This window comes from Thermodesulfovibrio sp. TK110, from assembly GCF_054658355.1.
The window spans coordinates 999092-1021400 of sequence record NZ_BAAHNB010000001.1 but is presented as its reverse complement, the minus strand read 5'-3'; the positions used below and the strand labels follow the sequence as shown (position 1 = coordinate 1021400).

Sequence of the window (22309 nt, the reverse complement as noted above, 5' to 3'; positions counted from 1 at the left end):
ATTATCCTCCCTTTTCTGGCTTTTTTCTCAAGATGGAAAGAAGGGTTGTAAGATAGGTTTTTGTGAGTTTTTTCAATATATCAGCACAGTTGCTTTCAAAAAGCTGAAACTCATTTGAGATTTTGTCCAGTTTGTAAGTTGCAAGCAGTTTATTTTTATCTTGATAGAGAGTTTGATTTTGTTTTAGAAAGTCATAAAGAGTCTCTCTGTGGGTTCTGCATTTTGTAAGTTGATTTTTTGCTGTTGTTTTGAGATTTTTAAGGAGTTCATCAAGCTTGTCTTCAGTGACTGCTTTCTCTAATTTTGATAGAAGGGATTTTGAAGGTGGGCTTTTAAATTCTGAAGCTTTTTTTATTGCATCCTTTTGGACAGAGGCAAGAAGAAACTCTTCTGTCAGAAACTGAAGCATGGTTTTAATAGCTTGAGGAGGAGTTTCGTTGGGCTTATTGTGTTTTTTTCTGTCTTTTGGAATCTCTGTAAGATTCTCACTTCTTTGCCATCCTATTACAAATCTTCCAAATCCAAGATGGGTAAGCATTCCTATGCCTTTTTTCTGAAGCTCCTTAAGTTTGGGTATGTCATCCTCTTTTATTTCAATAAGAAAGGCTGAGCCTGCTCTGAAACATACCTCAAGGGTAGTTTTACTCCTCCATATAGATGTAAATCCTTCCCATTGGTTAGCTCTTATAAAGGCTTTTTTCACAGTGCAGCCAATGACTTTCTCAAACTCCTTTATGTCAACAACAGGGAAACCATTTTCATTGTAGATTATGGTGTCAGAAAGCAAAGTGAGCACAGCCTCACCTGATTCAATTTGACCTTCTAATTCTGATTCAAACTCCTGTGGTTGTTTTGTGATTATTTCAAACTTTACTTTTCCATATTGATTGTTTCTTGAGCGACCAAGATAGTAAATGCCATCATTAAAATTTTGCTGAAACTCTTTGAGAGTATCGGCATTACCAAGTATAAATCCTTCAAAAACTTGCCCTTCATCAATTGACTCGTAGTTGAAAATCAATCCTTCCTTTGCAACTCCTCTGTCTCTGTCCCTTGAGTGATGGAAATTAAGGGATTTGTTGACATCTTCAAAGTAAATGCTGTTGTGTTTCAGTCTGCAGTAGGTGCTGTCAAAAGGCTTTGTCTGAATCTCTTTATCTTCCTCTACAAGGAGTAAGTCGTAGATTTTGCTACCGTGTTTTTCCCTTTGAATGGAAAGGGGAACAGGATAGTTTATATGAACTTCGTTGTATTCATCTATGGTTGTTATGTAGGCATTAGTGAATTTTAGCTCTCCCTTTATAAACCATCTGTAAAATTTTTCATCTCTTTCTGCCATGCTCTGTAGGTTATTTCTTTTTATGTATTCATTGGCAAAAAGACCCCTAAGATGTGTACCAGGGATGTAATTTAGAGTGGCAACCATGTTTGGATCATCTGTATTGGAAGTAAAAATAAGCGGAGAAACTGCTTTTATGCGATACCTTATTGCTTGCATGCTAACACCTCCAGTTGCTCTGTATAGTCTATTTCTTTGTCTCCTTCAAGAAGACTACACTTTATTTCACCAAAGCCTCTGTTTCGCCTTGTTCCAAATCTTCTGAGATTTAAACAGGCAAGGGAAAGAAGCATTAAAAGTTCCTCTGAATCCTTTTCCAGAATAACTTTGCCTTCAAAAACTTTTCCTTTCTTAAGCAGTCTTATTATTCTCAATGAGTGTTCTCTGGCAACTCCTTCATCAATTGCTGTCTGCTGTCTTAGCTCAGTGTAGTATTTTCTTATTGATTCAGGATTGATTATGTTGGAGTATTCTTCTATACAATATGAAAGCCATTGTCTGAGCTTATCGTAGTCTTCAACAGTAAGATTTGAAATAAAATCGGAGCAGGGTGACAAGAGCCTGCACGACCAAAAAGATGATTCACTATTTTGTATTCCTGTGAGTTATCTTTGGTGAGATCAAAAATTTTTATGCCAGCGGACTCAAACATTTCACAAACCTCTGTAGCTGAGTCTCTGAGACAGCCTTTTATTCTTTTTGAAGGGACATAGGGAATACCAACTTCATCAAAAACTACATCTGCATCAATAACTGCACCAAAGCCTTCGCCAGAACCTACAAGGCATGGAGATTTAAGTTCAACTTTAAGCTTTAACTCCTTCATTATTCACCTCCATTAAGGGCAAAATCTGGGTAAAACTCCATTAGCTCTATCATGTCAAGATATGGAGTTTTAGCGTCTTTGACAATTATTTTGCCATCAAACTCTTTATAACCAGGCAGTTTTAATCCTTTTGCTGTAAGCTCTTGTTCAAATAACTCTTGAGAGTTTCTGCCAAGATAAAGTGTTTCTCTTAGTTTCATTATCTTTGTTCTTGGATACCTGCTTTTACCTCTTTCATCTTTTTTCTTTAGTTCATACACACCTCTGAGAAGTTCATCAAGATCAGAGAGCTTATAGGGTCTTAAGGTTAGTTCACAATGAGATGTTCTGTAATGATTTTTTCTTATTTGTGCCAATGTGCCTGAGAATCCTCCATAGGAAAGATGAAAATCAATCCATGAACCGCTATCATCCAAATTCTTTCTTTTGTCTTTTGCATTTTTCAGGAGTTGTTCAGAGAGAATGTAGCCTCTGTAAAAGGGATACTTTGTTTTTGTAATGGCTACTCCAGCACAGGCACTAAGTGGTAATCCATCGCTGACTTTTTGTTTTTCAAATTCTTCAAGAAATATCTTTGCAAGCCATACTCCAAGCCTTCCTTCAGATACAAAAGTTATATCATCTCCACCTATGATAATTGGTCTTAGTGGAAGTATTGTCTTTTTATCCTTCTTCTGCAGACTAAACTCATTTAACATTTCTGGAAGTTTTTCAATGAGTTTTCTAAGCATAAATTTAAAAGATTTTAAAGTTGCTTTTTTTACTGAGCTTGAAAGCTTTCGTAAATCAGTTAGGCTTTTCTGCTCTATAAATCTTTTTGCCATATCATTTCCATCAATATGAACAATGGCAATATGGCTTTCTTTGTTTTTTACTTGACCAAGTTGTTCAAGATCGTTTGTAAACTCATAGTTGTGTGGTAGTTTATTTTCTTCTATGACATTTTCTAAAATCTCTCTGTATTTTTTAGTTGTCTCATACACTGCTGTTATCTTGGCATTGGCAACACTTGAGATATAGTCCTTTTCATCATCAGGGAGGCTGTTACACCATATCTCTCTTGAATAACCAGTTCTTGCACAGTCTGCTGTGATACCATGTTTGGGTATAACTGTCTGGGGAACAAAAGTTGTTTTGTTTTGCGCGAGAGTTTCAAACAAAGCTTTAAGGCTATGAGAGAAGTTTTCATCAAGTTCAATCCTGCCAACTGCAGCAGATGCTATGACTCCAGGACAGTAAATGAGAAGCCTTTTACTCCAATGTTTAATAAACTCCTTTGCTTTACCTTCATCGGCAAAAAGTATAAAGGCATTTCCTCCGCCTTCATAACCTAATTCATATGGTGCACCATTTTTGATTGATATTTTTTCAGGTTCCTCTTCCCAATTCTCTAAAAGCGATTTGTCTGCTTCACCAAAAACTTCTTTAATAGCTTCTTTAAGATAGGTTTGATAGAGTTTTTCTGCGACTATATAGGATGCACCAAGATTTTCTTTGAGATTGTTAGTGCTGAAGATGTACCGCTGAATGGATACTGTGTCAAGGATTACGCCAAAATACATAAATGACCTCCTTTTTGAGAAATTTGAAAGAAATCTATTTAATGAATTCTTCTAATCGTTTTATAAAAATCTCCTCCTTCAGAGCCTTTTCTCCAAGAACCATTATGCTTTCACCTCCACCTGTATCAATTTTAAGTTCTGAATTCAACTGTCTTGTATCCTCTTCATTAAGCCTTGTTACTAAAATAGCTTTTGCCTCTTCACCTCCGATCTGCCTTGTTCTCAAGAATATTTCAAACCCTTTACTTTTACATAAACGTTTTATATCAGCGGTAGTGCAGGAGATGCCAATTAGTTGATATCCATTTATTAGTATCACATCAAGCTCAAAGTTTGTCTGCCAATCAGGCTTTTTTATTGTTATGTTAAAGTCTATGCTGAAATTACCGAAAGAAAAATGTTTCTTAACCATATTAAACACATACTGCTCAAGCCATCCTCCATCAAGAAATTTTACAGCTTCCTTCAGTTGCCCATCTTTTGAAGGTTCTTTAAAAGAACCATCTTCGTTATAAAGCTTGAGTTCTTCAGGTAAGGCTTGAACAATGCTAAGCATTGGTTCTTCTGCTTTACTGTTTCTGAGGTCATCAGAAATATCCTTTATTTTTTCTATAAGTTTGTTGTTCTTTCCTTTTTCAGACTCGTTTTTTTTCTTCAGAAATAGCTTTCTTTTGTAAGCTTTATAAAACTCCCAGAGTCTGTTATTTTCTATGAGATCTTTAAAGCGATACAGAGCGGATTGAAAATTGTAATGACTAATCTTTGATTTCTTTGTATAACCGTGTAGTTCAATAATTTCATCTATTGTAAGAATTACTTCATCCCTCAGATCAGGGGTAGATGAATTTTCCTTGTCAAAGATGATTCTGAAGTTTCTTGCATTCAGGTAGGAAAAGGAAGTTGAGGATTTGTGTTTTTCAAGCCATCTGTAAACATGAATTACCATTGCCTTTGTGCCGCCTGTATAGTTTAGATGAATCTCTGCTGAAGATAATTTATCTTTCAGATGTTTTTTCAGGTCATACTCCATAGTTGATGGAGAACTTACATCTGAAAGGGGAATAAAGAAGAATTGTAAATTTCTGCTGGAGGCTCTTTTTTTGGCTAAAGTTTCAATATTTTTTGCATAATCAATGGTTCCACTTTGATTAATCTGTCTGTTTTCCTCTGAGTATATGAGATAAATTTTATTTAATTTTGAGTTGTGCCTTAGGAAGTAATCAAGCACAACAAAGTTGGGTAAAGGATTAGTACCAACGAGCAGGACAAGACTGTCAAATACATGATTCATAAGGACTCAGTGAAATAATATAAAAAATCCAAAATTATGTCAATGATTGCCAAAAAATAAAGGAGAGCTCCTCTCAGAGGAGGCTCTCCCTGAGAGTGTTCCTTAAAATACTATATCTTGCACTATACCTTCACTGTTTATCACAACCTTTATTTCCTGAAATCCATTTTTAGTGGTCACTTTCCCTATATAGTGATAAATCGTTGTGTTGCTGTCATGGCTAATTTTTACTGGCTGTCCCCAGAGTTTTTCAATTTCAAAGGCTGTGGTTTTACCTTTTTCAAAAAGTATTCCTGATTGCTTGTTTTGCTCAAGTTTGATATTTACAGGATCAATTGTCATAGCTCCACCTGAGATGGCATCTATGATGACTCCTGGAAGCAACCACAGAATGTTACCAAGAATGGTAGCACCAGCATTGAAATGTTTTGAAAGTTCATAAGTTTTCTCAAAGCCATCCTTTTTAATCGTAATTTTTTCAGCCTTTCTTGATACTGTCATTGTGCACGGAGTTACGCAGGATTGAGTTTCAATAATTGCTGTTGCACCAGGTGGTTCAGTGTTGACAGAGAGCTCTTGTTTTGTTCCGTGAACCACTGTTCCACAACCTGAAGCAAGTAATGTTAATCCAATGATTCCTGATAAAACTTTTCTCATACTCTAACCTCCTTTTTTTATTTTTATTTTACCTTTTCTAAGCGGAGGCTATGGGAAAAAACAATATTGCAGCAATATTGCATAGACTTCTTTTAATATAGTGACTGCTTCAGTTGACAATATTTGAATAACCAATTATGATAAAAATCTATGAGTAAATTGAATGCTTCAGTTATTGTAAGAAAAAATATTCAGAAACTAAAGCCCTATCAGGCAAAGGAAATTCCGTGTAAAATTAAGCTTGATGCTAATGAGTCACCTTTTCCTGTTAAATTATCCGATTTTGTCTCAGAAATTAGTATTCCTCTAAACAGATATCCTGATCCAGAAGCTATTCTTTTAAGAAAAGCTCTTGCCAGAAAATTGAAACTCAGCTATAAAAATATAATGCCTGGAAATGGTTCTGATGAATTGATATATTACTTGATTCTTACGTTTGGAGGTCCTGTTCTTTATCCTGTACCTACCTTTGCAATGTATGGAATAATAGCTCAGTCTGTTGGAGTTGAAACAGTTGAATGCAGACTTGACAATAATTTTGATATAAATGATGAAGAATTCCTGATGCTAATTAAATCAAAAAAACCGCGTTTAATTTTTCTCAGTTCTCCAAACAATCCTACAGGCAATACCTTTTCAACTGATAAAATTTTAAAAATAATAGAATCTGCTGAAAAAAATTCATCAATTGTGGTTATTGATGAAGCCTATCAACCCTTTTCAAGTGAAAAAGGATTTTTACCATTTTTAAAGGATTATGATAATCTCTTGATTTTAAGAACTCTAAGTAAGATTGGATTTGCTGGATTGAGATTGGGATATCTTATAGGAAAAGAAAAATTTTTACATGAAATAAACAAAGTAAGACTTCCCTATAATGTTGATTCAATTACCCAGTATGTGGCAACAGAGGCTCTGAAAAGGTTTTATCCACAGATAAAAAAGTTTATATCACAGATCATTAAAGAAAGGCAAAGGCTTTACAGGGAGCTGTTAAAGATTCAGAAGTTAAAAGTTTATCCATCAGAGGCAAATTTTATATTACTGCAAATAGAAAACAGCAAAACTATTTACCAAAAGCTTATAAAAGCTGGTATTCTTGTAAGAGATCTTTCTTCAGTCATAAATAATGCCTTAAGAGTAACAATTGGAACCAGCGAAGAAAATGAGGAATTTTTAAAAACATTAAAGAAAATATTAGAGGAAAACAGATGAGAAAAGCTTCACTTAATAGAAAAACAAAGGAAACAGATATTAAAATGGAGTTTAACTTAGATGGAAATGGTCAGGCTGATATAAGCAGTTCTGTTGGATTTTTAGACCACATGTTTGAACTTTTTGCTTTTCACGGAAACTTTGATTTAAAAACTGAGGCAAAGGGTGACATACATATAGATTATCATCATTTAATTGAAGACCTCGGGATTGTCTTAGGTAAATGTATTGATAAAGCCCTGAATGATAGAAAAGGTATTAAGAGATATGGTTTTGCTTCAATTCCAATGGATGAAGCACTCACTCAAGTCTCATTAGACCTTGGAGGAAGAGCTTTTCTTGTTTACAATCTTCCATTTCAGGGATATATCAGGGATATTGATGTAGGACTATTTGAGGAGTTTTTCAGAGCAGTTGTTAACAATGCAAAAATAACTTTGCATATCAATGTCCTCTATGGGAAAGATCTACATCATGTTGTTGAATCCATGTTTAAAGCCTTTGCAAAAGCACTGAATGAAGCAAGCAGAGTAGTGGGAGAGATTTTGCCATCTACAAAAGGCACACTATGAAAGAAGCCTCACTTAAAGTATCAATTCTTACCCATACGCCAGACCCGGAAGAGGTGGTTGCTCTTTCTGCAAGACTCTGTTACAGTCCTGCAGGAATTGATGAACTAAAGGAGAGGTTAACTGAGGATGAAAAAGAAAGATTAATCAATCTTTTAAGAGAAAGTGGACATCTAAGCCCTTTTGAACATGTCAGTTTCACCTTTGCTGTTGAAGGAATTTCAAGGGCATGTTCGCATCAGCTTGTAAGACATAGGATTGCCTCTTACAGTCAGCAATCGCAGAGATATGTAAGTGAAGAAAAAGGCTTTGACTTCATAATTCCTCATTCAATAAATGAGAATGAAGAGATAAAGGAACTTTTTCTTGAAGCAATGCAAAAAGCTCATGAATACTACTGTAGAATTCTTCAGGCGCTGGAAAAACAGGGTTTAAAAGGAGAATTAGCAAGACAGGATGCAAGATTTGTCCTTCCAAATGCTGCAGAAACTAAGATAGTTATTACAATGAATGCAAGAGAATTACTCCATTTTTTCAGGGTTCGCTGCTGTAATCGTGCTCAATGGGAGATAAGAGAGCTTGCAACAGAGATGCTGAAACTTGTTAAAAAAATTGCGCCAAGACTCTTTAAAGATGCAGGACCTGCCTGTCTTAAAGGAGCTTGTCCTGAAGGTAAATTTAGCTGTGGAGAAATGGAAAAAGTAAGGAAAAAGTTTAAAAATCTGTGATATAATAAGTTTTATGAGCGTTTTAGACATTATAGGAAATACACCACTTATAAGGTTTGACAGGATTAATCCAAATCCGAGAGTAAAGCTCTACGGAAAATTTGAAGGAGCAAATCCTGGAGGTTCAGTTAAAGACAGGACTGCTCTTTATATGATAAAAGAAGCTGAAGAAAAGGGTTTAATTACAAAGGATAAAATAATACTTGAACCAACTTCAGGGAATACAGGTATAGGACTTGCAATGATTGCTGCAGCAAAGGGATACAGGATAAAACTTGTAATGCCTGCGTGTGTGAGCGTAGAAAGAAGAAGAATTCTTGAAGCACTTGGTGCAGAACTAATTCTCTCTCCTAGTGAAGAAAGCACAGATGGAGCAATAAGGCTTGCCTATCAGATATACGAGGAAGCACCTGAACTTTATTTCATGCCCAATCAGTTTGACAATGAAGCCAACATAAGGGCGCATTATGAAACAACTGGAAAAGAAATTATAGAGCAAACAAATGGTGAAATTACTCACTTTGTGGCAGGAATGGGGACAACAGGAACAGTTATGGGAGTAAGCAAACGCCTTAAAGAGTTTAATAGGAATATTCAGATTATTGGAGTTGAACCTGTCCCGGGGCATAGAATTCAGGGATTGAAAAATATGTCTGAGTCAATTGTGCCTAAAATTTTTGATCCCTCAAGACTTGATGAAAAAATTTATGTAAATGATGAAGAAGCATTTGATACTACAAGAAAATTAGCAATAAGAGAAGGAGTATTCGTTGGAATGTCATCAGGTGCTGCAGTGTATGTTGCACTTAAAAAAGCCAGTGAACTTCGCAGTGGAGTTATTGTTGTAATCTTACCTGACAGGGGAGACAGATACCTTTCCACATCCCTTTTTGCATCAATCTGCAGCAAATGCCCACCATAACTACAAATTAAATTCTTTTTTAATTTTTTCTGATTTCTCAAGAACTTTGCTGTGCATCTCTTTTCTTTTCTGTTTGAGCCTGTCTCTTATTTCAGGATATTTTAATGAGAGAATCTCGCAGGCAAGGTAAGCTGCGTTTTCAGCTCCATTTATTCCTACTGTTGCAACAGGAACTCCAGGTGGCATCTGAACAGTGGAAAGTAATGCATCAAATCCATTTAAAGCACCAGATGCAACTGGAACACCTATAACTGGAAGGGTTGTATGGGCTGCAATAAATCCTGCAAGATGGGCAGCCATTCCAGCAGCAGCTATTATTACTTCAATTCCTCTTTGTTCAGCCTCTTCAGCATATTTTTTTGCTCTGTCAGGGGTTCTGTGAGCTGAGCAAACATCAAGTTCAAAAGATACCTCCATATCAGAGAGAATCTTAGCTGCTTTTTTCATTATATCAAAATCACTGTCACTTCCCATCAAAATCAATATCTTCGGTCCTTGAACTTTGAAGCTTGAATTATTCATAACAGATGGCATTAGTATCTCCTTTCCATTGCTTCAAGCCGAGCAATTCTTTCTTCAATTGGAGGATGTGTGCTTAGAAGTTTCATAAGGCTACGACCTGATAGAGGATTTACAATGAACATGTGAGCTGTTCCAGGATTTGCATCCATTGGTATAGCTTGACTTGCATAATGAAGTTTCCTTAAAGCATTTGCAAGATAAAGAGGATTGCCAGCAATTTTTGCACCTCCTTCATCTGCTGCATACTCACGGGCTCTGCTTATAGCAAGCTGAATAATCATTGCTATAATTGGAGCAATAATCATCATAAGAAGAGCAACTACTGGATTACCTCCTTCATCATCCTCATGTCGTCCACCACCAAAAATCATTGCCCATTGAGCCATCTGAGCAAGATATGATATTGCTCCTGCAATAGTTGCTGCAATGGTGCTTATAAGAATGTCTCTGTGTTTGATATGGGCAAGTTCATGACCTATAACTCCTTCAAGCTCTTCACTGGAAAGAATTCTCATAATTCCAGTTGTTACAGCAACAACCCCATGTTTTGGTGATCTTCCTGTGGCAAAGGCATTTGGCTGCTCAGATTCAATAATATAAACCTTTGGCATTGGAAGTCCTGCTCTTTGTGAAAGTCTTCTTACAATGCTATAAAGCTCTGGAGCTTCTGCCTCTGTGACCTCTTTAGCTCCATACATGGAAAGAACAATTTTATGACTGAAAAAGTAAGCAAAAAGATTCATTCCAAGAGCCATAATCAAAGCAAATGTAGCTCCTTGCTTACCACCAATCAATGAGCCAACAAATATAAAAAATACAGTAAGAAAAACCATTAAAACAAGAGTTTTCAATGTATGCATATTTTGCACCTCCTTTATTTCTTATAAATTTTCAACCTTTAATTAAAAACTAACATAAAAAATAAAAAGAAGTCAAAGTTTAAAAGGTTGTTGCCACACTCATTCCGATGCTGCTTAAAAAATTTTTCCAGAACTCATATGAACCCTTTGAATGTCCTTTCCCTGGGTAAATCTCATAAAAGGTTCTGTATTTTTCAGGGGTTATATCAGGCATGACAACATTTGCACCTGCCTTCAGAGCTTTTGTTCCCAATTCAGGAGAAATGGTTCTAAGGGCTGTTGTTGCTGGAATGTTTGCCTCAGGAAGCAGTATTCTCATAATTGCAAGCGTTTTCAGAGTTATCAGAGGATTTCCAATCGGTGCATCTTTAAGTGGAGTTTCAGGATGTGGAATAAATGGTCCTATTCCCAGCATATCAAGTTCAAGCTCTTTCATAAGAATGATGTCCTCTGCAATAGATTCAAGAGTCTGTCCTGGTAATCCTACAATCACTCCAGAGCCTGTCTCATATCCAAGCTCTCTGAGCCACTTAAGGCATTGAATTCTTTTTTCTAAGGTTGTATCAGGTTTTAATGCCTTAAAAAGCTTTTTATCTGATGTTTCAAACTTAAGTAAATATCTATCAGCTCCGGCTTCTCTGAGCATTTCATAGTCTTTGTAACTTAATTCTCCAACTGAAAGAGTCACAGCCACATTAAACTTTTTAATCTCCTTTACAACTTTGCTGAGTTTTTTAGCATTCCAGAAAGGGTCTTCACCTGACTGTAAAACTACAGTTTTAAAGCCTACTTTTACTGCATCTTGAGCCATTTCAATTATTTCTTTTTCAGTCATGCGATAGCGTGTAAGTTTTCGGTTTTCCCTTCTTATTCCGCAGAAAAGACAGTTACATCTACAGTAGTTTGAAAACTCAATGATTGCCCTTAGATGCACTGCATTTCCATGAATTCTTTTTTTTACATCATCAGCAACTTTAGCCAGGGTTTCAAAAGGAACTTCTGTAAGAAGATATAGAATCTGGCTTTTCTCAATCATAAATCCTCTTTTTTAGTCTGCTCAATATTTCTATCTCTTCTTTCATATCTTTTCTTGTTTCATCAACAATTGCCTGAAGATGAGGAAATGGAGAAAGGGATCTGTGAAGAACTCCATGAATGTGAGCCATTATCACACCATAGTTTACAATTGGAACTCCTGCCTTTTTTGCCTGCATGATCCTGTTTAGCATCTCCTTGCGATTAAGCATACAGGCACCGCAGTGAACAATCAGTTTATATTCACTGAGAGGCTCTGGAAGTGGTCCTCCTCCTGCTTTTACATCTATCTCAAGCTCTCCACCAACCTGAGCCCTCAACCATCTTGGAATTTTAACTCTTCCAATATCATCTTCAACAGGATGATGGGTGCATGCTTCAGAGATTAAAACTTTATCCCCTGGCTTGAGATTCTTTACTGCTTTAACACCTTCAACAAGTGTTTGAAGGTCTCCCTTGTATCGGGCAAAAAGAATTGAAAAGGATGTAAGCCTAATATCTGGAGGTGTATCAGCAGCAACTTTATTATAAACTGAAGCATCGGTTACTACAACAGAAGGCTTTTTATTAAGATAATTGAAAGCATGAATTAGTTCTCTTTCTTTTACAACCATTGCTATTGCCTCATTATCAATTATATCCCTGATTACAATCTGCTGGGGAAGTATAAGCCTTCCTTTAGGTGCAGCCTTGTCAACAGGAATTACGCAGATAACTACATCTCCAGGATTTATGAGGTCTCCAACAACTGTAGGCAATGTCCAGTCCTTTGGTGCATGATTTATTATTGCTTGTTTTAGTTCGTCAATTCCCTTACCTGTTAAAGCACTTACAAAAACTTTTGGCTCAGGATATTCAAAATTTTTAGCCTCTGGATAAAGATCAATCTTGTTTATTACATAAATAACAGGAGTTTGAGTTTCCTTAGCTCTTTCTACCACATCCTTTTCAAACTCGCCAAATCCCTTTTCAGGGTCAATCACAAGCAGGACAAGGTCTGTTTTCTCAAGCACTTCATAGGATTTTTTCTTCCTCAGCTCACCAAGTTCACCAACATCATCAATTCCTGCTGTGTCAATCAGGACAACAGGACCCAGTGGAAGTATCTCCATTGCCTTTACCACAGGATCTGTTGTTGTTCCTGGGACATCTGAGACTATGGCAAGAGCCTGTCCTGTAAGAGCATTAATTAGTGATGACTTCCCTGCATTTCTTCTTCCAAATAATGCTATGTGAAGTCTTTGACTTTTTGGCACGCTCATATCTTACTCCTTAAGAAGCCTTTTAAAGTTTTCAATATCTCTTCTTTTTCCTTTATCTTTTCCCACTCATTAGATACAACTGCGTATTTTTCACTCAAATAAATCACTTCTGGAGGAAGAAAGGAATCCTCTTTATGACCAGCTATGTATGAGTGTCTCTTTCCCATAATCTCAACAAACCAGATATTGGCACCGTATTTTTCTTTAACAAACTCAGCTATTTTAGAAAATTTTTCTTGAAGTGAGTTCTTTTCAAGACTCTTTTCTTCTTCAGCCTTAGAAATAAAGGTCTCTTTCTCCATTCTTAATCCTCCCGTAGTATTCCATAAGTTTGTTATAAACTTTATCTGTAACACGCTCTTTTAGCTCTTCAAGCTCTCTCTCAATAATCTTTTCTCCTATAGCCTTAGTCTCAGCAGAGGCAAAGTCATCAAGCCATTCTCTGAATGTAAGCACTGCATTGAGTTTACAGAATGTAGCTTCTTTACCAGTTCTTAGCAAAGTCATAATACGATCACCTGTTCTTCCACAACGATATCCTGCTGTGCAGAAGCTTGTTATGTAGCCCATCTCTGCAAGCTCACGTATTACTTCATCAAGACTGCGGGGATCTCCAATCTCAAACTGCTGACGCTCAAGTTCCTGCTCTGTTAGTCTATCAGAGTATGCTCCAATGCCAATCTTTGTTGAGGCATCTGTCTGGGTAATCATGCCTGAAGCAATAATCTCTCTTCTGATATGAGCTGGCTCACGGGCAGTGAGAATCATTCCTGTATAGGGAACTGAAAGCCTTATTACAGCAATAAGCTTTTTAAAATCTTCATCGGAAACTTTATATTTTGTTTCCTGAATAAATGGAGTATTTGCAGCTGGTTCAAGTCTCGGAAAAGAGATCGTATGAGGACCAATTCCAAACTGTTTTTCAAGGTCTCTTGCATGATAAAGAAGTCCCATAACTTCAAATCTCCAATCATAGAGTCCAAAAAGCACTCCCAGTGCCACATCATCAACTCCTGCTTCAAGAGCTCTGTGATGACAGTAAAGCCTCCATTGATAATGAGATTTTATAGTTCCTTTAGGATGAACCTTTGCATAGGTTTCATGATGATAGGTTTCCTGAAATACCTGATAGGTGCCAATTCCAACTTCCTTGAGCATCTTTAAATCATCAATGCTCATTGGAGCAGCATTTACATTAACCCTCCTTATCTGACCATATCCGTTTCTTGTTTTTACCTTCACTGAGTAAATTGTCTCAATCGTATCCCTTATGTATTCAGGTCCTGTTGCAGGATGCTCACCATAAACAACAATTAGACGCTTATGTCCAATCTCTCCTGCTAAAACCTCTGTTTCTCTCTTTATTTCCTCAAGTGTAAGAACCCTTCTTTTTATCACATGGTTGTCTCGCCTGAATCCACAGTAAAGGCAGTTGTTCACGCATAAGTTGCCACAATATAGGGGTGCAAATGTAACAATTCTGTTGTCATAGACTTTTTTCTTTATCTTTGCTGCTGTATCAAAAATTTCCTGCCAGAGTTCAGGGTCTTTTACATTGAGAAGTGATGCTGTTTCATCAGGCTCAAGTGTCTGAATTGAAAGAGATTTTTCAAGTATCTCCCTTATTCTTGATGGTTCTGGATTTTGATTTTCTCTGAGCTTTTCCCAAATTTCCTCATCATTGATAAAGTCCCTTCCATTTTTCATATACCTTGTTACCTCATCCTCCCTTATAACCATGTCCATCCATGCTTTTTCTTTTTTTGTTAAAGTGGCTATCATTTTAAAAACCTCCTTAAATACTTAATTCCGGCAAAGCCGGGTGTTGTTAATTCCTGTGGCTGAGTTATACTTTTTATTTCTTCTTCTGTAAAAAAGCCCTTTTCAATGAGAATCTCTTCAACTTTTTTTCCCGTAGCCAGTGCCTCTTTGTAAATCTCTGCGCAGGTCTCATATCCGAGATAGGGTGAAAAGGCTGTTATAATGCAGGAGCTTTTATCAAATAGTTCCCTGCATCGTGATTCATCAACAGTTATTCCAGATACACACTTTTCTCTGAAAATTCTGCAACAGTTTTTAAGCATTTTCAAAGACCCAATAATTTCATGGGATATAAGGGGCAAAAAGGGATTGAGTTCAAGATTTCCAAGACTACAGGCAAAGCTTATTGCATGATCCGATGCAATCACTTTTATCCCAACCTGAGTTACCATCTCAGGAATAACAGGATTTACCTTTCCTGGCATTATTGAAGATCCAACCTGAACTGCTGGAAGTCTCAGTTCACAAATTCCTGCCCGTGGACCTGAGCTTAAAAATCTTAAATCAGAGGCAATCTTTATAAGGTCCACTGCAACTGTTTTTAAATATCCTGATACCTCTGAAAAGGTGTCTGCATTCTGAGTTGCTTCAAAGAGATTATCTGCCTTTGCAAGAGGCAGTCCTGTGAACTCTCTTAATTTCTCTATGGCAATCTCAATGTATGCCTTTGGACAGTTAAGTCCTGTTCCTGCTGCTGTTCCACCGAGATTTACCTGACGGAGTCTTTCAACTGCTTTATTAAGCCTCCACCAGTCTCTGTTTAATGCTTCTGCCCATGCTGAAAACTCCTGTCCAACTGTAACAGGAACCGCATCCTGCATCTCTGTTCTACCTACTTTTAAAATCTTTGCATACTCTTTTTCCTTTTTCTGGAACTCTCCCTGAAGAAGAGCAACTTCCTGAGCAAGCTCTCTTATAAGTTTTACAATGGCAGCCTTGACTGCTGTTGGGAAGACATCATTTGTTGATTGATTCATGTTTACATCTTCAAGAGGGCTAATGATGTCATATCTTCCTTTTTCAAATCCCATGTGCTCAAGGGCTCTGTTTGCAATTACTTCGTTAATATTCATGTTAATTGATGTTCCTGCACCACCTGAAAGAGCATCAACAATAATTTCATTATCAAGAGCGCCTTGAGCAACTTCATCACAGGCTTTAAATATAGCTTTAGCCTTAGTCTCATCAAGCAATCCTGTTTCCCTGTTTGCCCATGCACAGGCTTTCTTAACCATAGCCATTGCCCATATAAGTTCTCTGTGAGCAGTCTGTCCTGTAACAGAGAAATTCTCCCTTGCCCTTAAAGCATGAATTCCATAATAAGCATCCCTATGAACAACTATTTCACCAAGTGAGTCTTTTTCTAATCTCATGGATTCTCCTTTAATGGTATTAAAAGACTCTTTACTGTGACGCCTTTTATCATCCCAAGTTTTCCTGTAAGTGAGCCTATTTTGTCTGTATCGCCTTCTACAAAAAGGGATATGAGTCCTGTATCTGTATCTCTTTGAGGGATTCCCATTCTTCCGATGATTATCTCTGAATGCTCTGAGAGGATTTTATTTACTAAGGAAGCATTCTTTTTTCTGTCACTGACTATTATTCCAACAATTCCAATCTTTTTATTCATCCCTTGACCTCAGGTTTTTCCCTCTGTCTCAGGGAAAATTAATTATTAAGCCTTTACCTCAGGATAAAATCCCTCAGTTAAGGCAATTATCCAAATAGTACACTTCCACCATCAAAAACCTGTTTCATAGCTAAAAGGTCATTTAAAATAGCTTCATCTTCTATTTCTTCGGAGACCTCTTCAATGACCTCGCTTAGTTTTCTCACATAATTCTCATTAAGAATAAACCAGTCATTGTAAGTTTCATTTATTGCATCAATATCATAAAGAAGATAGCTTTTCTTTGACAGAATCTCAGCAATCTGTAGCAGTCTTTCAATTGTTGTAAACCAGTATTTTCTATTTCCGAGACTATAGTAAACCACCATCTTTAATCCTTTTTTAGCCCGGGATATGCCCGGGCTAATTTTTATACTCTTGCCTTATAATGCGTATGAAGCAGTGCTTCGCTGACTTCACTTAGAGGATGATGGGCAAACTCTGAGTAAAATCTCTTAATCATCGGATTTTCATGAGAGGCAGCCATCTTGAATTTTTCTCTTGATATCACATCATCTCTGTATTGTCCTGCCTGCCTTGCTTTTATGAGATTAAGTCTCTGTCTTCCAACAGGAGTATCAAAAAAGTTGTTACTGATTATCTCTGCAGAGCCGAGTTTTGGAAAGCCTACCAGCAAAACTGCTGATGTTAAACCTGCAAACTTTATAAATGCTCTTCTTGTTATATTACCCATTTATTCACCTCCTGATTATTTCTTTATTGAACCGGCAAAAGCGTAAAGAAATTTCTCCCATAAACCAAGCTCAACTGGATGACATGGTTGTCCACCACCATTTATACATCCTCCAGGACATGTCATTACTTCAATAAAATGATAGGGACTTTTACCTGCTACCACATCTTCAATCACAGGTCTAAGATGTGCACCTTCTGGTCCTATTCCATTGACAACGCAAACTTTTATATCAATTTGCTTTGTTTTGAAAACTTTTTCATATTCTGGTCTCAAAGGTACAGGTATTGTGGCAGAAACAACAGGATGTCTGTATCCCCTTACATCTTCAAAATCCCATTCAGGGCTCATTGCCTGAGGCTCAAGTCCTGAAAGAACATGGAAGGCAAATCTCAATGCTGCTTCCATAACTCCACCACTTGTTCCGAAAATAGTAGCACCACCTGTATAATACATAAAATCTTTTGGTTGCCTTTCCTCAGAAAGTTTCATCGGATCAATATTGAGTTTTCTGAAAACTTCTGCAAGGTCCCTTGTTGTAAGCACTGCATCAACATCTCTCATTTCACCTACTTTTAAAAATTTTCCTGCAGAATCAAACTCAGGACGAGATGCCTCAAATATTTTTGCGGTACATGGCATAACTCCAACGGTGTAAATATTTTCTGGCTTTACCTTCCAAATTTCTTTTGCACCGTATGTTTTTGCTGTGGCTCCTGCCATCTGTTGTGGGGATTTACATGAAGAAAGATTTGGCAATACTTTTGGATAATAAATTTCCGCATATCTTACCCATGCAGGACAGCATGATGTAAACTGAGGAAGAGGTTTATGTTTGAATTCTGAAACATCAAGAGTTATTTTCTTACCCCACAGTTCAACAGGAAGTTCTTTAAGTCCTGCATGTGCTGAAACTCTTGCAAGCAACTCTGTTCCTTCTTCAAGAATTGTCTGGTCAGCAGCAAAGTTGTTTTCATAAATCTCAAATCCAGCTTTTTTCAAAGCTGCCCAGAGTCTTCCAACTGTAAGTGTGCCGGGTTCTGCTCCAAATTCTTCTGCTATCGCAACCCTTACAGCAGGTGCAACAATTGCAACAACCTTTGTTTTCTTGTCCTTAAGTTTTTCCAGCACAGCATCAACAAAACTCATCTGCTCAATTGCACCAAAAGGACAGTTAAGCAAACACTGACCACAGTTGATACATCGTTCAACATCAATTGAGTGTTTTTCTCCTACAGAGCCTTTAACAGCTCCAGCAGGACATACTGTTTTACAGGTATCACATCCAACACATGTTTCCTGGTCAATTTTGATAATTCCTCTTAACTCACCTTTACGATAGGTTCCTGTGTCTGAGCTTACGCCACCATCACCTTTGAAAGTCTTAACTTTTCTTACCATACAACCCCCCTTGTTTTAGTTATTTTTTACCTCTTGGAGTGTAATGGGTATGAAGCAGCTGATGAGACTTATGTCCAAGAGGCTCCTTAAGGAATTCTTTATAAATTGCCTGAATTTCTGGATTTTCATGACTTTTCCTGATTTTAAGCTTTTTATCTCTTTCATATATTCCTTTAATACGATTTTCCCTTTCCTCAACTGTTGTTGGAATTGGTTGCCCACCTCCACCAATACATCCACCAGGACATGCCATTATTTCTATAAAGTGATAATCCTTAAGCTCACCTGCTCTTACCTTATCCATAAGCTGCCTTGCAGCACCAAGTGAGTGAGCAACAAGAACCTTTACTGTTATTCCATTCATATTTACTGATGCCTCTTTAATGTCCTTCATTCCTCTTACATCTTCAAAATCAAGTTTTGGAAGAGTTTTTCCTGTAACAACTTCATAGGCTGTTCTTAAGGCTGCTTCCATAACTCCACCTGTTGCACCAAATATCTGGGCAGCACCTGTTCCTTCACCCATTATTGGGTCATAGGGTTCATCAGGCAAACTAGCAAAATCAATTCCTGCCTCACGAATCATTCTTATAAGTTCTCTTGATGTAAGCACTACATCCACATCTCTTTTAATATTTGGATTGTTCCAGTATTTAGAAGCTGCATTCATCTCAGGACGGGCTGCTTCATATTTCTTTGCTGTGCATGGCATGACAGAGACAACAAAGATATCTTCAGGATTTATTTTCTTTTTTTCTGCATAATAGGTTTTTGCAATAGGTCCAAGCATTTGCTGGGGTGATTTGCATGTGGAAACATGGGGAATTAAATCAGGATAGAACTCTTCAATAAACTTTACCCATCCAGGAGAGCAGGATGTAAACTGTGGCAAAACACCATTGTTTTTAATTCTGTGAATGAGCTCATATCCTTCTTCCATTATTGTTAAGTCTGCAGACCAGTTTGTATCAAAAACAGCGTCAAATCCAAGTCTTTTGAGTGCTGCAACCATTTTCCCTGTAATATCAGTCCCAACAGGAAGTCCAAAGGCTTCACCTATTGTTACATGTGTTGCAGGTGCAGTCTGAACAACCACATGTTTTTTAGGATCAGCAATTGCTTCCCATACTTTCCATGTATCATCCTTTTCAACAATTGCAGCAGTTGGACATACCAAAGCACACTGCCCACAGGCAACGCATTGAGTCTCTATAAGAGGCACTCCGCCTTTTGGTCTTACAATGGCATTAAAACCGTTTCCATAAAGTTCAAGGGCATCAACTGTTTGAAGAACCTTGCAGGCAGTTATACATCGCTGACAGATAATGCATTTATTCGGATTTCTTACAATTGAAGGAGATGAATCATCTATTGGGAAATCTTTTTTCTCTCCCTGAGGTCTTATCTGTCTAACATTGAGCTCTGCACAGATTGCCTGCAGCTCACATATTCCATTTTTAGGACATGTTGGACAGTCAAGATGATGATCACTTAGCATCATTTCAAGATTGAGCTTTCTTGCTGCAATAACTTTTGGAGTATGTGTATGAACTATCATGCCTTCTTCAACAGGTGTGTTGCAGGAAGATACAAAATCTTTTTTCCCTTCAACTTCTACAACACAGACTCTGCATGCTCCAACATCATGCTTTATATGCCTCAGTCCAACATTCTCAAGAAAACAGAGCGTAGGAATTTTAACTCCCGCTTTTTCTGCAGCCTTAAGTATAGTTGTTCCTTCAGGCACTGTAACTTTTTGCCCATCAATTGTAAGTGTTATATTAGCCATGTTTCTCCTCCTATAAAATTATTTCATCATTATTGATTGCCAGCCAGAATTGGCTGGGATTGAATGTCCACAACTTCCTTTTATGTGCGCATTAATATCATCTATGCAGTACTGAAGAGCAAACTTTACAGCCTTACCTGCCATTTTTCCGAGATCACACTTGCTTGATGCACCAATATCTTCTGCAAAATCATTGAGAAGAGAAATTTCTCTCTCTGAAATAGAGCCATTAAAAATTTTTCTAACAATTTCTTGCATTCTCTTTGTACCGATTCTACATGGAACACATTCAGCACAGGAGTTTTGTTGAGCGTAATCAAGAAAAAACTCAATTATCTCTGCCATGCATTTATCTTCTTCCCAGAAAAGCTTTCCTGCTGAACCAACTGTAGCAACAGTTCTTGAAAGGGTTAGCCAGTCAACATCAACAGGAGTTTTAATTGAAAGAGGACCGAGAGTTTTTATCTTTCCAATAAAATCTCTTGCAACCTGAGCAAATTTAAGTCCTTCTGCTCCTGAAATCCATTCAAGTCTTACCCTTTCCTTTGGAATTCCTATAATTTCAAGAAATCTTGTTAATAAATTAAATCTTCGGTTTGCATAGTAGTTTCCAGTTTTGTAATGACAGTCTCCGGGATGACAGCCTGCAACCAGAACACCATCAGCACCTGATAAAAAAGCTTTAATGATAAACTCTGGTTCAACTCTTCCTGAACAGGGAACACGAATTGGATATAAATTGGGTGGGTAACTATACCTTAATGAACCTGCCAGATCTGCACCTGCATAACTACACCAATTGCACAAAAAGGCAATAATCTTAGGCTCGAAGCCCTGCTCCATAGCAAAACCTCCTCAAAATTTTTTGGTTATTTGCTTTCTTAGCTTTTAGCCAGCCTTCGGGCAGGCAGGTTCAGTGAGTTTTTTAGAAAGGCTTCTGCCTTTTTTAGACCTTCCTGGTAAGATTTTGACTAATTATACCTTAACCTAAAAATTTTGTCAACCCAATCTTAAACTTTTTTAATATTTCAATTTGTAAAGATTTTCTCACTTTCATATGCAGAGATTTTAATCCTTAAAAAGATAAGATTGTTCATCCAGGCTATGGGATGACAACTCTATTGCAATGTCTTTTAAAACCTGACCAGCACTACCATAAAATACTATCTCTGCTATCCAGTCCCAGTCTGTTTCTGCCTTATTTATAAAGATGAGCTTTGAACCCCTTTGATAGGCAATTCTCGGTATTGAGGCTGCAGGTTCAACCTGAAGAGATGTTCCAACTACAAGCATGAGATCACATTGATTTGCGATCTGTTGCGCCATAATCAGTTCTTTTTCAGGCAAGGGCTCTCCGAAAAATACAACTGTTGGTTTTATTACACCGCCACAGTTATAACATCTTAAATCAAGCTTCTGTTCAGCAAACATTTTCAATATTTCATCCATTTTATAAAGTTTTTCACAGTCAAGACAGATTGCACCTCTTTGATTCCCATGAAGTTCTATAACGCTTTTGCTGCCAGCCATCTGGTGAAGTCCATCAATGTTCTGCGTTATTACATGTTTAATAATTCCCATTTTTTCAAGCTCTGCAAGGACAATATGTGCATTATTGGGCTTTGCATTAATGAGTTGGTGAATTAGTTCTTTTTTCATTCTCCAGAATTCTTCTCTTGCCTGCCTGTCATAAATAAATTCCTGATATGTAACAATTCTAAATCTCTGCCACAATCCACCAGGACTGCGGAAATCAGGTATTCCAGATTCTGTAGAAATTCCTGCTCCAGTGAATGCTACAGCATAGGTGGAGTTTTTAATAAGTTGTGAAGCTTTTTTAATTTTTTCCTGATAAGAGGAATTCATACTTTTTAAAACATATCAAAAAGATTGTGTTATGTCAAGGGATTTGACCATGTTTTAATAAATTTTGTATACTTTTCTGGCTGGACTAAGGGAAGAGGGGTGAGAATCCCCCGCTGCCCCGCAGCCGTGTTGGGAACGAAAGCCCGATAAGGCAGCCATGCTGCCTTAAGCCACTGGAGAGAGTCTCCGGGAAGGCGGGTAAGTAGGCAGTGAGCCCTAAGCCGGAAGACCTGTCCAGCTGGAGGCTCTCTGAGCTTCCCATTCCCCGAGGGAGGGATTTG

24 protein-coding genes, 1 pseudogene and 1 riboswitch are annotated in these 22309 nt (G+C 37.4%); of the genes and pseudogenes, 4 read left to right on the top strand and 21 right to left on the bottom strand.

Annotated elements, in window-relative coordinates; translation table 11 throughout:
* Position 1: 1 nt before the first annotated feature.
* The 6 genes from ACYQ3X_RS05295 to ACYQ3X_RS05270 all read right to left on the bottom strand — a co-directional run bounded on the left by ACYQ3X_RS05295 (position 2) and on the right by ACYQ3X_RS05270 (position 5675).
* Complete coding sequence (locus ACYQ3X_RS05295) at positions 2–1498, bottom strand: hypothetical protein (RefSeq protein ID WP_460180779.1); 1497 nt, start codon at positions 1496–1498, stop codon at positions 2–4.
* Positions 1486–1896, bottom strand: coding sequence for an RAMP superfamily CRISPR-associated protein (locus ACYQ3X_RS05290; protein WP_460180778.1), 411 nt, complete (start codon positions 1894–1896; stop codon positions 1486–1488). The genes ACYQ3X_RS05295 and ACYQ3X_RS05290 overlap by 13 nt, the downstream gene beginning before the upstream one ends.
* On the bottom strand, positions 1815–2165 hold the full coding sequence (locus ACYQ3X_RS05285) for an RAMP superfamily CRISPR-associated protein (protein WP_460180777.1): 351 nt from the start codon (positions 2163–2165) through the stop codon (positions 1815–1817). The genes ACYQ3X_RS05290 and ACYQ3X_RS05285 overlap by 82 nt, the downstream gene beginning before the upstream one ends.
* On the bottom strand, positions 2165–3727 hold the full coding sequence (locus tag ACYQ3X_RS05280) for a Cas10/Cmr2 second palm domain-containing protein (protein ID WP_460180776.1): 1563 nt from the start codon (positions 3725–3727) through the stop codon (positions 2165–2167). Before ACYQ3X_RS05280 ends, ACYQ3X_RS05285 begins: the two co-directional genes overlap by 1 nt.
* Before the next feature lie 34 nt (positions 3728–3761).
* A complete protein-coding gene (locus ACYQ3X_RS05275) occupies positions 3762–5018 on the bottom strand; it encodes a Card1-like endonuclease domain-containing protein (protein ID WP_460180775.1) in 1257 nt (418 codons plus the stop codon).
* A gap of 102 nt (positions 5019–5120) precedes the next feature.
* Positions 5121–5675: a PEGA domain-containing protein gene (locus tag ACYQ3X_RS05270; RefSeq protein ID WP_460180774.1), complete on the bottom strand. Its 555-nt coding sequence runs from the start codon at positions 5673–5675 to the stop codon at positions 5121–5123.
* A 150-nt stretch (positions 5676–5825) separates the two neighbouring features.
* Between ACYQ3X_RS05270 and hisC the strand changes: the two genes are divergently transcribed.
* The 4 genes from hisC to ACYQ3X_RS05250 are packed head-to-tail and all read left to right on the top strand — an operon-like array spanning position 5826 to position 9109.
* Positions 5826–6890, top strand: coding sequence for a histidinol-phosphate transaminase (hisC, locus tag ACYQ3X_RS05265; protein ID WP_460180773.1), 1065 nt, complete (start codon positions 5826–5828; stop codon positions 6888–6890).
* Positions 6887–7462, top strand: a complete 576-nt coding sequence (hisB, locus tag ACYQ3X_RS05260) for an imidazoleglycerol-phosphate dehydratase HisB (RefSeq protein ID WP_460180772.1) — start codon at positions 6887–6889, stop codon at positions 7460–7462. Before hisC ends, hisB begins: the two co-directional genes overlap by 4 nt.
* Positions 7459–8187 carry an FAD-dependent thymidylate synthase gene (gene thyX, locus ACYQ3X_RS05255; RefSeq protein ID WP_460180771.1) on the top strand — a complete coding sequence of 243 codons (729 nt, stop codon included), beginning with the start codon at positions 7459–7461 and terminating at the stop codon, positions 8185–8187. The genes hisB and thyX overlap by 4 nt, the downstream gene beginning before the upstream one ends.
* A gap of 13 nt (positions 8188–8200) precedes the next feature.
* Positions 8201–9109 carry a PLP-dependent cysteine synthase family protein gene (locus tag ACYQ3X_RS05250; protein ID WP_460180770.1) on the top strand — a complete coding sequence of 303 codons (909 nt, stop codon included), beginning with the start codon at positions 8201–8203 and terminating at the stop codon, positions 9107–9109.
* On the opposite strand, the gene purE is transcribed toward ACYQ3X_RS05250, so the two are convergent.
* The 15 genes and pseudogenes from purE to ACYQ3X_RS05175 form a co-directional block, all read right to left on the bottom strand.
* A complete protein-coding gene (gene purE / locus ACYQ3X_RS05245; protein WP_460180769.1) occupies positions 9110–9643 on the bottom strand; it encodes a 5-(carboxyamino)imidazole ribonucleotide mutase in 534 nt (177 codons plus the stop codon).
* Positions 9643–10491 carry a zinc metalloprotease HtpX gene (gene htpX, locus ACYQ3X_RS05240; RefSeq protein ID WP_460180768.1) on the bottom strand — a complete coding sequence of 283 codons (849 nt, stop codon included), beginning with the start codon at positions 10489–10491 and terminating at the stop codon, positions 9643–9645. The genes purE and htpX overlap by 1 nt, the downstream gene beginning before the upstream one ends.
* 79 nt (positions 10492–10570) lie before the next feature.
* A complete protein-coding gene (hydE, locus tag ACYQ3X_RS05235) occupies positions 10571–11527 on the bottom strand; it encodes a [FeFe] hydrogenase H-cluster radical SAM maturase HydE (protein WP_460180767.1) in 957 nt (318 codons plus the stop codon).
* Positions 11520–12788: a [FeFe] hydrogenase H-cluster maturation GTPase HydF gene (gene hydF, locus ACYQ3X_RS05230; RefSeq protein WP_460180766.1), complete on the bottom strand. Its 1269-nt coding sequence runs from the start codon at positions 12786–12788 to the stop codon at positions 11520–11522. The genes hydE and hydF overlap by 8 nt, the downstream gene beginning before the upstream one ends.
* Positions 12785–13090, bottom strand: coding sequence for a hypothetical protein (locus ACYQ3X_RS05225; RefSeq protein WP_460180765.1), 306 nt, complete (start codon positions 13088–13090; stop codon positions 12785–12787). The genes hydF and ACYQ3X_RS05225 overlap by 4 nt, the downstream gene beginning before the upstream one ends.
* Positions 13065–14570, bottom strand: a complete 1506-nt coding sequence (gene hydG / locus ACYQ3X_RS05220) for a [FeFe] hydrogenase H-cluster radical SAM maturase HydG (RefSeq protein ID WP_460180764.1) — start codon at positions 14568–14570, stop codon at positions 13065–13067. The genes ACYQ3X_RS05225 and hydG overlap by 26 nt, the downstream gene beginning before the upstream one ends.
* A complete protein-coding gene (locus ACYQ3X_RS05215; protein ID WP_460180763.1) occupies positions 14567–15982 on the bottom strand; it encodes an aspartate ammonia-lyase in 1416 nt (471 codons plus the stop codon). Before ACYQ3X_RS05215 ends, hydG begins: the two co-directional genes overlap by 4 nt.
* On the bottom strand, positions 15979–16239 hold the full coding sequence (locus tag ACYQ3X_RS05210; protein ID WP_460180762.1) for a TM1266 family iron-only hydrogenase system putative regulator: 261 nt from the start codon (positions 16237–16239) through the stop codon (positions 15979–15981). The genes ACYQ3X_RS05215 and ACYQ3X_RS05210 overlap by 4 nt, the downstream gene beginning before the upstream one ends.
* Positions 16240–16325: 86 nt before the next feature.
* Positions 16326–16607 (bottom strand): hypothetical protein, encoded by a 282-nt coding sequence (locus ACYQ3X_RS05205; protein ID WP_460180761.1) that lies wholly within the window; start codon positions 16605–16607, stop codon positions 16326–16328.
* A 41-nt stretch (positions 16608–16648) separates the two neighbouring features.
* Positions 16649–16972 (bottom strand): iron hydrogenase small subunit, encoded by a 324-nt coding sequence (locus ACYQ3X_RS05200; RefSeq protein ID WP_460180760.1) that lies wholly within the window; start codon positions 16970–16972, stop codon positions 16649–16651.
* 15 nt (positions 16973–16987) lie between these two features.
* Positions 16988–18373, bottom strand: a complete 1386-nt coding sequence (locus ACYQ3X_RS05195; RefSeq protein WP_460180759.1) for a [Fe-Fe] hydrogenase large subunit C-terminal domain-containing protein — start codon at positions 18371–18373, stop codon at positions 16988–16990.
* A gap of 19 nt (positions 18374–18392) precedes the next feature.
* Positions 18393–20162 (bottom strand): NADH-dependent [FeFe] hydrogenase, group A6, encoded by a 1770-nt coding sequence (locus tag ACYQ3X_RS05190; protein WP_460180758.1) that lies wholly within the window; start codon positions 20160–20162, stop codon positions 18393–18395.
* A gap of 18 nt (positions 20163–20180) precedes the next feature.
* Positions 20181–20507 (bottom strand): NADH-ubiquinone oxidoreductase-F iron-sulfur binding region domain-containing protein, encoded by a 327-nt coding sequence (locus ACYQ3X_RS05185; RefSeq protein WP_460181692.1) that lies wholly within the window; start codon positions 20505–20507, stop codon positions 20181–20183.
* 102 nt (positions 20508–20609) lie between these two features.
* Positions 20610–21005: pseudogene (locus ACYQ3X_RS05180) on the bottom strand (hydrogenase iron-sulfur subunit); the annotation flags it as partial.
* A gap of 225 nt (positions 21006–21230) precedes the next feature.
* The gene (locus tag ACYQ3X_RS05175) at positions 21231–22028 is read right to left on the bottom strand and encodes an NAD-dependent protein deacylase (protein WP_460180757.1); all 798 of its coding nucleotides are present in this window, start codon (positions 22026–22028) and stop codon (positions 21231–21233) included.
* Positions 22029–22093: 65 nt separating this feature from the next.
* Positions 22094–22280, top strand: a riboswitch (cobalamin riboswitch).
* Positions 22281–22309 lie beyond the last annotated feature (29 nt).

Coding starts and splice junctions, on each gene's coding strand:
- hydG (WP_460180764.1), bottom strand. CDS start 14,570: ATGATAGCCACTTTAACAAAAAAAGAAAAAGCATGGATGGACATGGTT.
- hisB (WP_460180772.1), top strand. CDS start 6,887: ATGAGAAAAGCTTCACTTAATAGAAAAACAAAGGAAACAGATATTAAA.
- hisC (WP_460180773.1), top strand. CDS start 5,826: ATGAGTAAATTGAATGCTTCAGTTATTGTAAGAAAAAATATTCAGAAA.
- ACYQ3X_RS05190 (WP_460180758.1), bottom strand. CDS start 20,162: ATGGCTAATATAACACTTACAATTGATGGGCAAAAAGTTACAGTGCCT.
- ACYQ3X_RS05250 (WP_460180770.1), top strand. CDS start 8,201: ATGAGCGTTTTAGACATTATAGGAAATACACCACTTATAAGGTTTGAC.
- ACYQ3X_RS05225 (WP_460180765.1), bottom strand. CDS start 13,090: ATGGAGAAAGAGACCTTTATTTCTAAGGCTGAAGAAGAAAAGAGTCTT.
- hydF (WP_460180766.1), bottom strand. CDS start 12,788: ATGAGCGTGCCAAAAAGTCAAAGACTTCACATAGCATTATTTGGAAGA.
- ACYQ3X_RS05195 (WP_460180759.1), bottom strand. CDS start 18,373: ATGGTAAGAAAAGTTAAGACTTTCAAAGGTGATGGTGGCGTAAGCTCA.
- htpX (WP_460180768.1), bottom strand. CDS start 10,491: ATGCATACATTGAAAACTCTTGTTTTAATGGTTTTTCTTACTGTATTT.
- ACYQ3X_RS05175 (WP_460180757.1), bottom strand. CDS start 22,028: ATGAATTCCTCTTATCAGGAAAAAATTAAAAAAGCTTCACAACTTATT.
- ACYQ3X_RS05270 (WP_460180774.1), bottom strand. CDS start 5,675: ATGAGAAAAGTTTTATCAGGAATCATTGGATTAACATTACTTGCTTCA.
- ACYQ3X_RS05295 (WP_460180779.1), bottom strand. CDS start 1,498: ATGCAAGCAATAAGGTATCGCATAAAAGCAGTTTCTCCGCTTATTTTT.
- ACYQ3X_RS05210 (WP_460180762.1), bottom strand. CDS start 16,239: ATGAATAAAAAGATTGGAATTGTTGGAATAATAGTCAGTGACAGAAAA.
- ACYQ3X_RS05205 (WP_460180761.1), bottom strand. CDS start 16,607: ATGGTGGTTTACTATAGTCTCGGAAATAGAAAATACTGGTTTACAACA.
- hydE (WP_460180767.1), bottom strand. CDS start 11,527: ATGATTGAGAAAAGCCAGATTCTATATCTTCTTACAGAAGTTCCTTTT.
- ACYQ3X_RS05185 (WP_460181692.1), bottom strand. CDS start 20,507: ATGGCAGAGATAATTGAGTTTTTTCTTGATTACGCTCAACAAAACTCC.
- ACYQ3X_RS05200 (WP_460180760.1), bottom strand. CDS start 16,972: ATGGGTAATATAACAAGAAGAGCATTTATAAAGTTTGCAGGTTTAACA.
- ACYQ3X_RS05285 (WP_460180777.1), bottom strand. CDS start 2,165: ATGAAGGAGTTAAAGCTTAAAGTTGAACTTAAATCTCCATGCCTTGTA.
- thyX (WP_460180771.1), top strand. CDS start 7,459: ATGAAAGAAGCCTCACTTAAAGTATCAATTCTTACCCATACGCCAGAC.
- ACYQ3X_RS05275 (WP_460180775.1), bottom strand. CDS start 5,018: ATGAATCATGTATTTGACAGTCTTGTCCTGCTCGTTGGTACTAATCCT.
- ACYQ3X_RS05215 (WP_460180763.1), bottom strand. CDS start 15,982: ATGAGATTAGAAAAAGACTCACTTGGTGAAATAGTTGTTCATAGGGAT.
- purE (WP_460180769.1), bottom strand. CDS start 9,643: ATGCCATCTGTTATGAATAATTCAAGCTTCAAAGTTCAAGGACCGAAG.
- ACYQ3X_RS05280 (WP_460180776.1), bottom strand. CDS start 3,727: ATGTATTTTGGCGTAATCCTTGACACAGTATCCATTCAGCGGTACATC.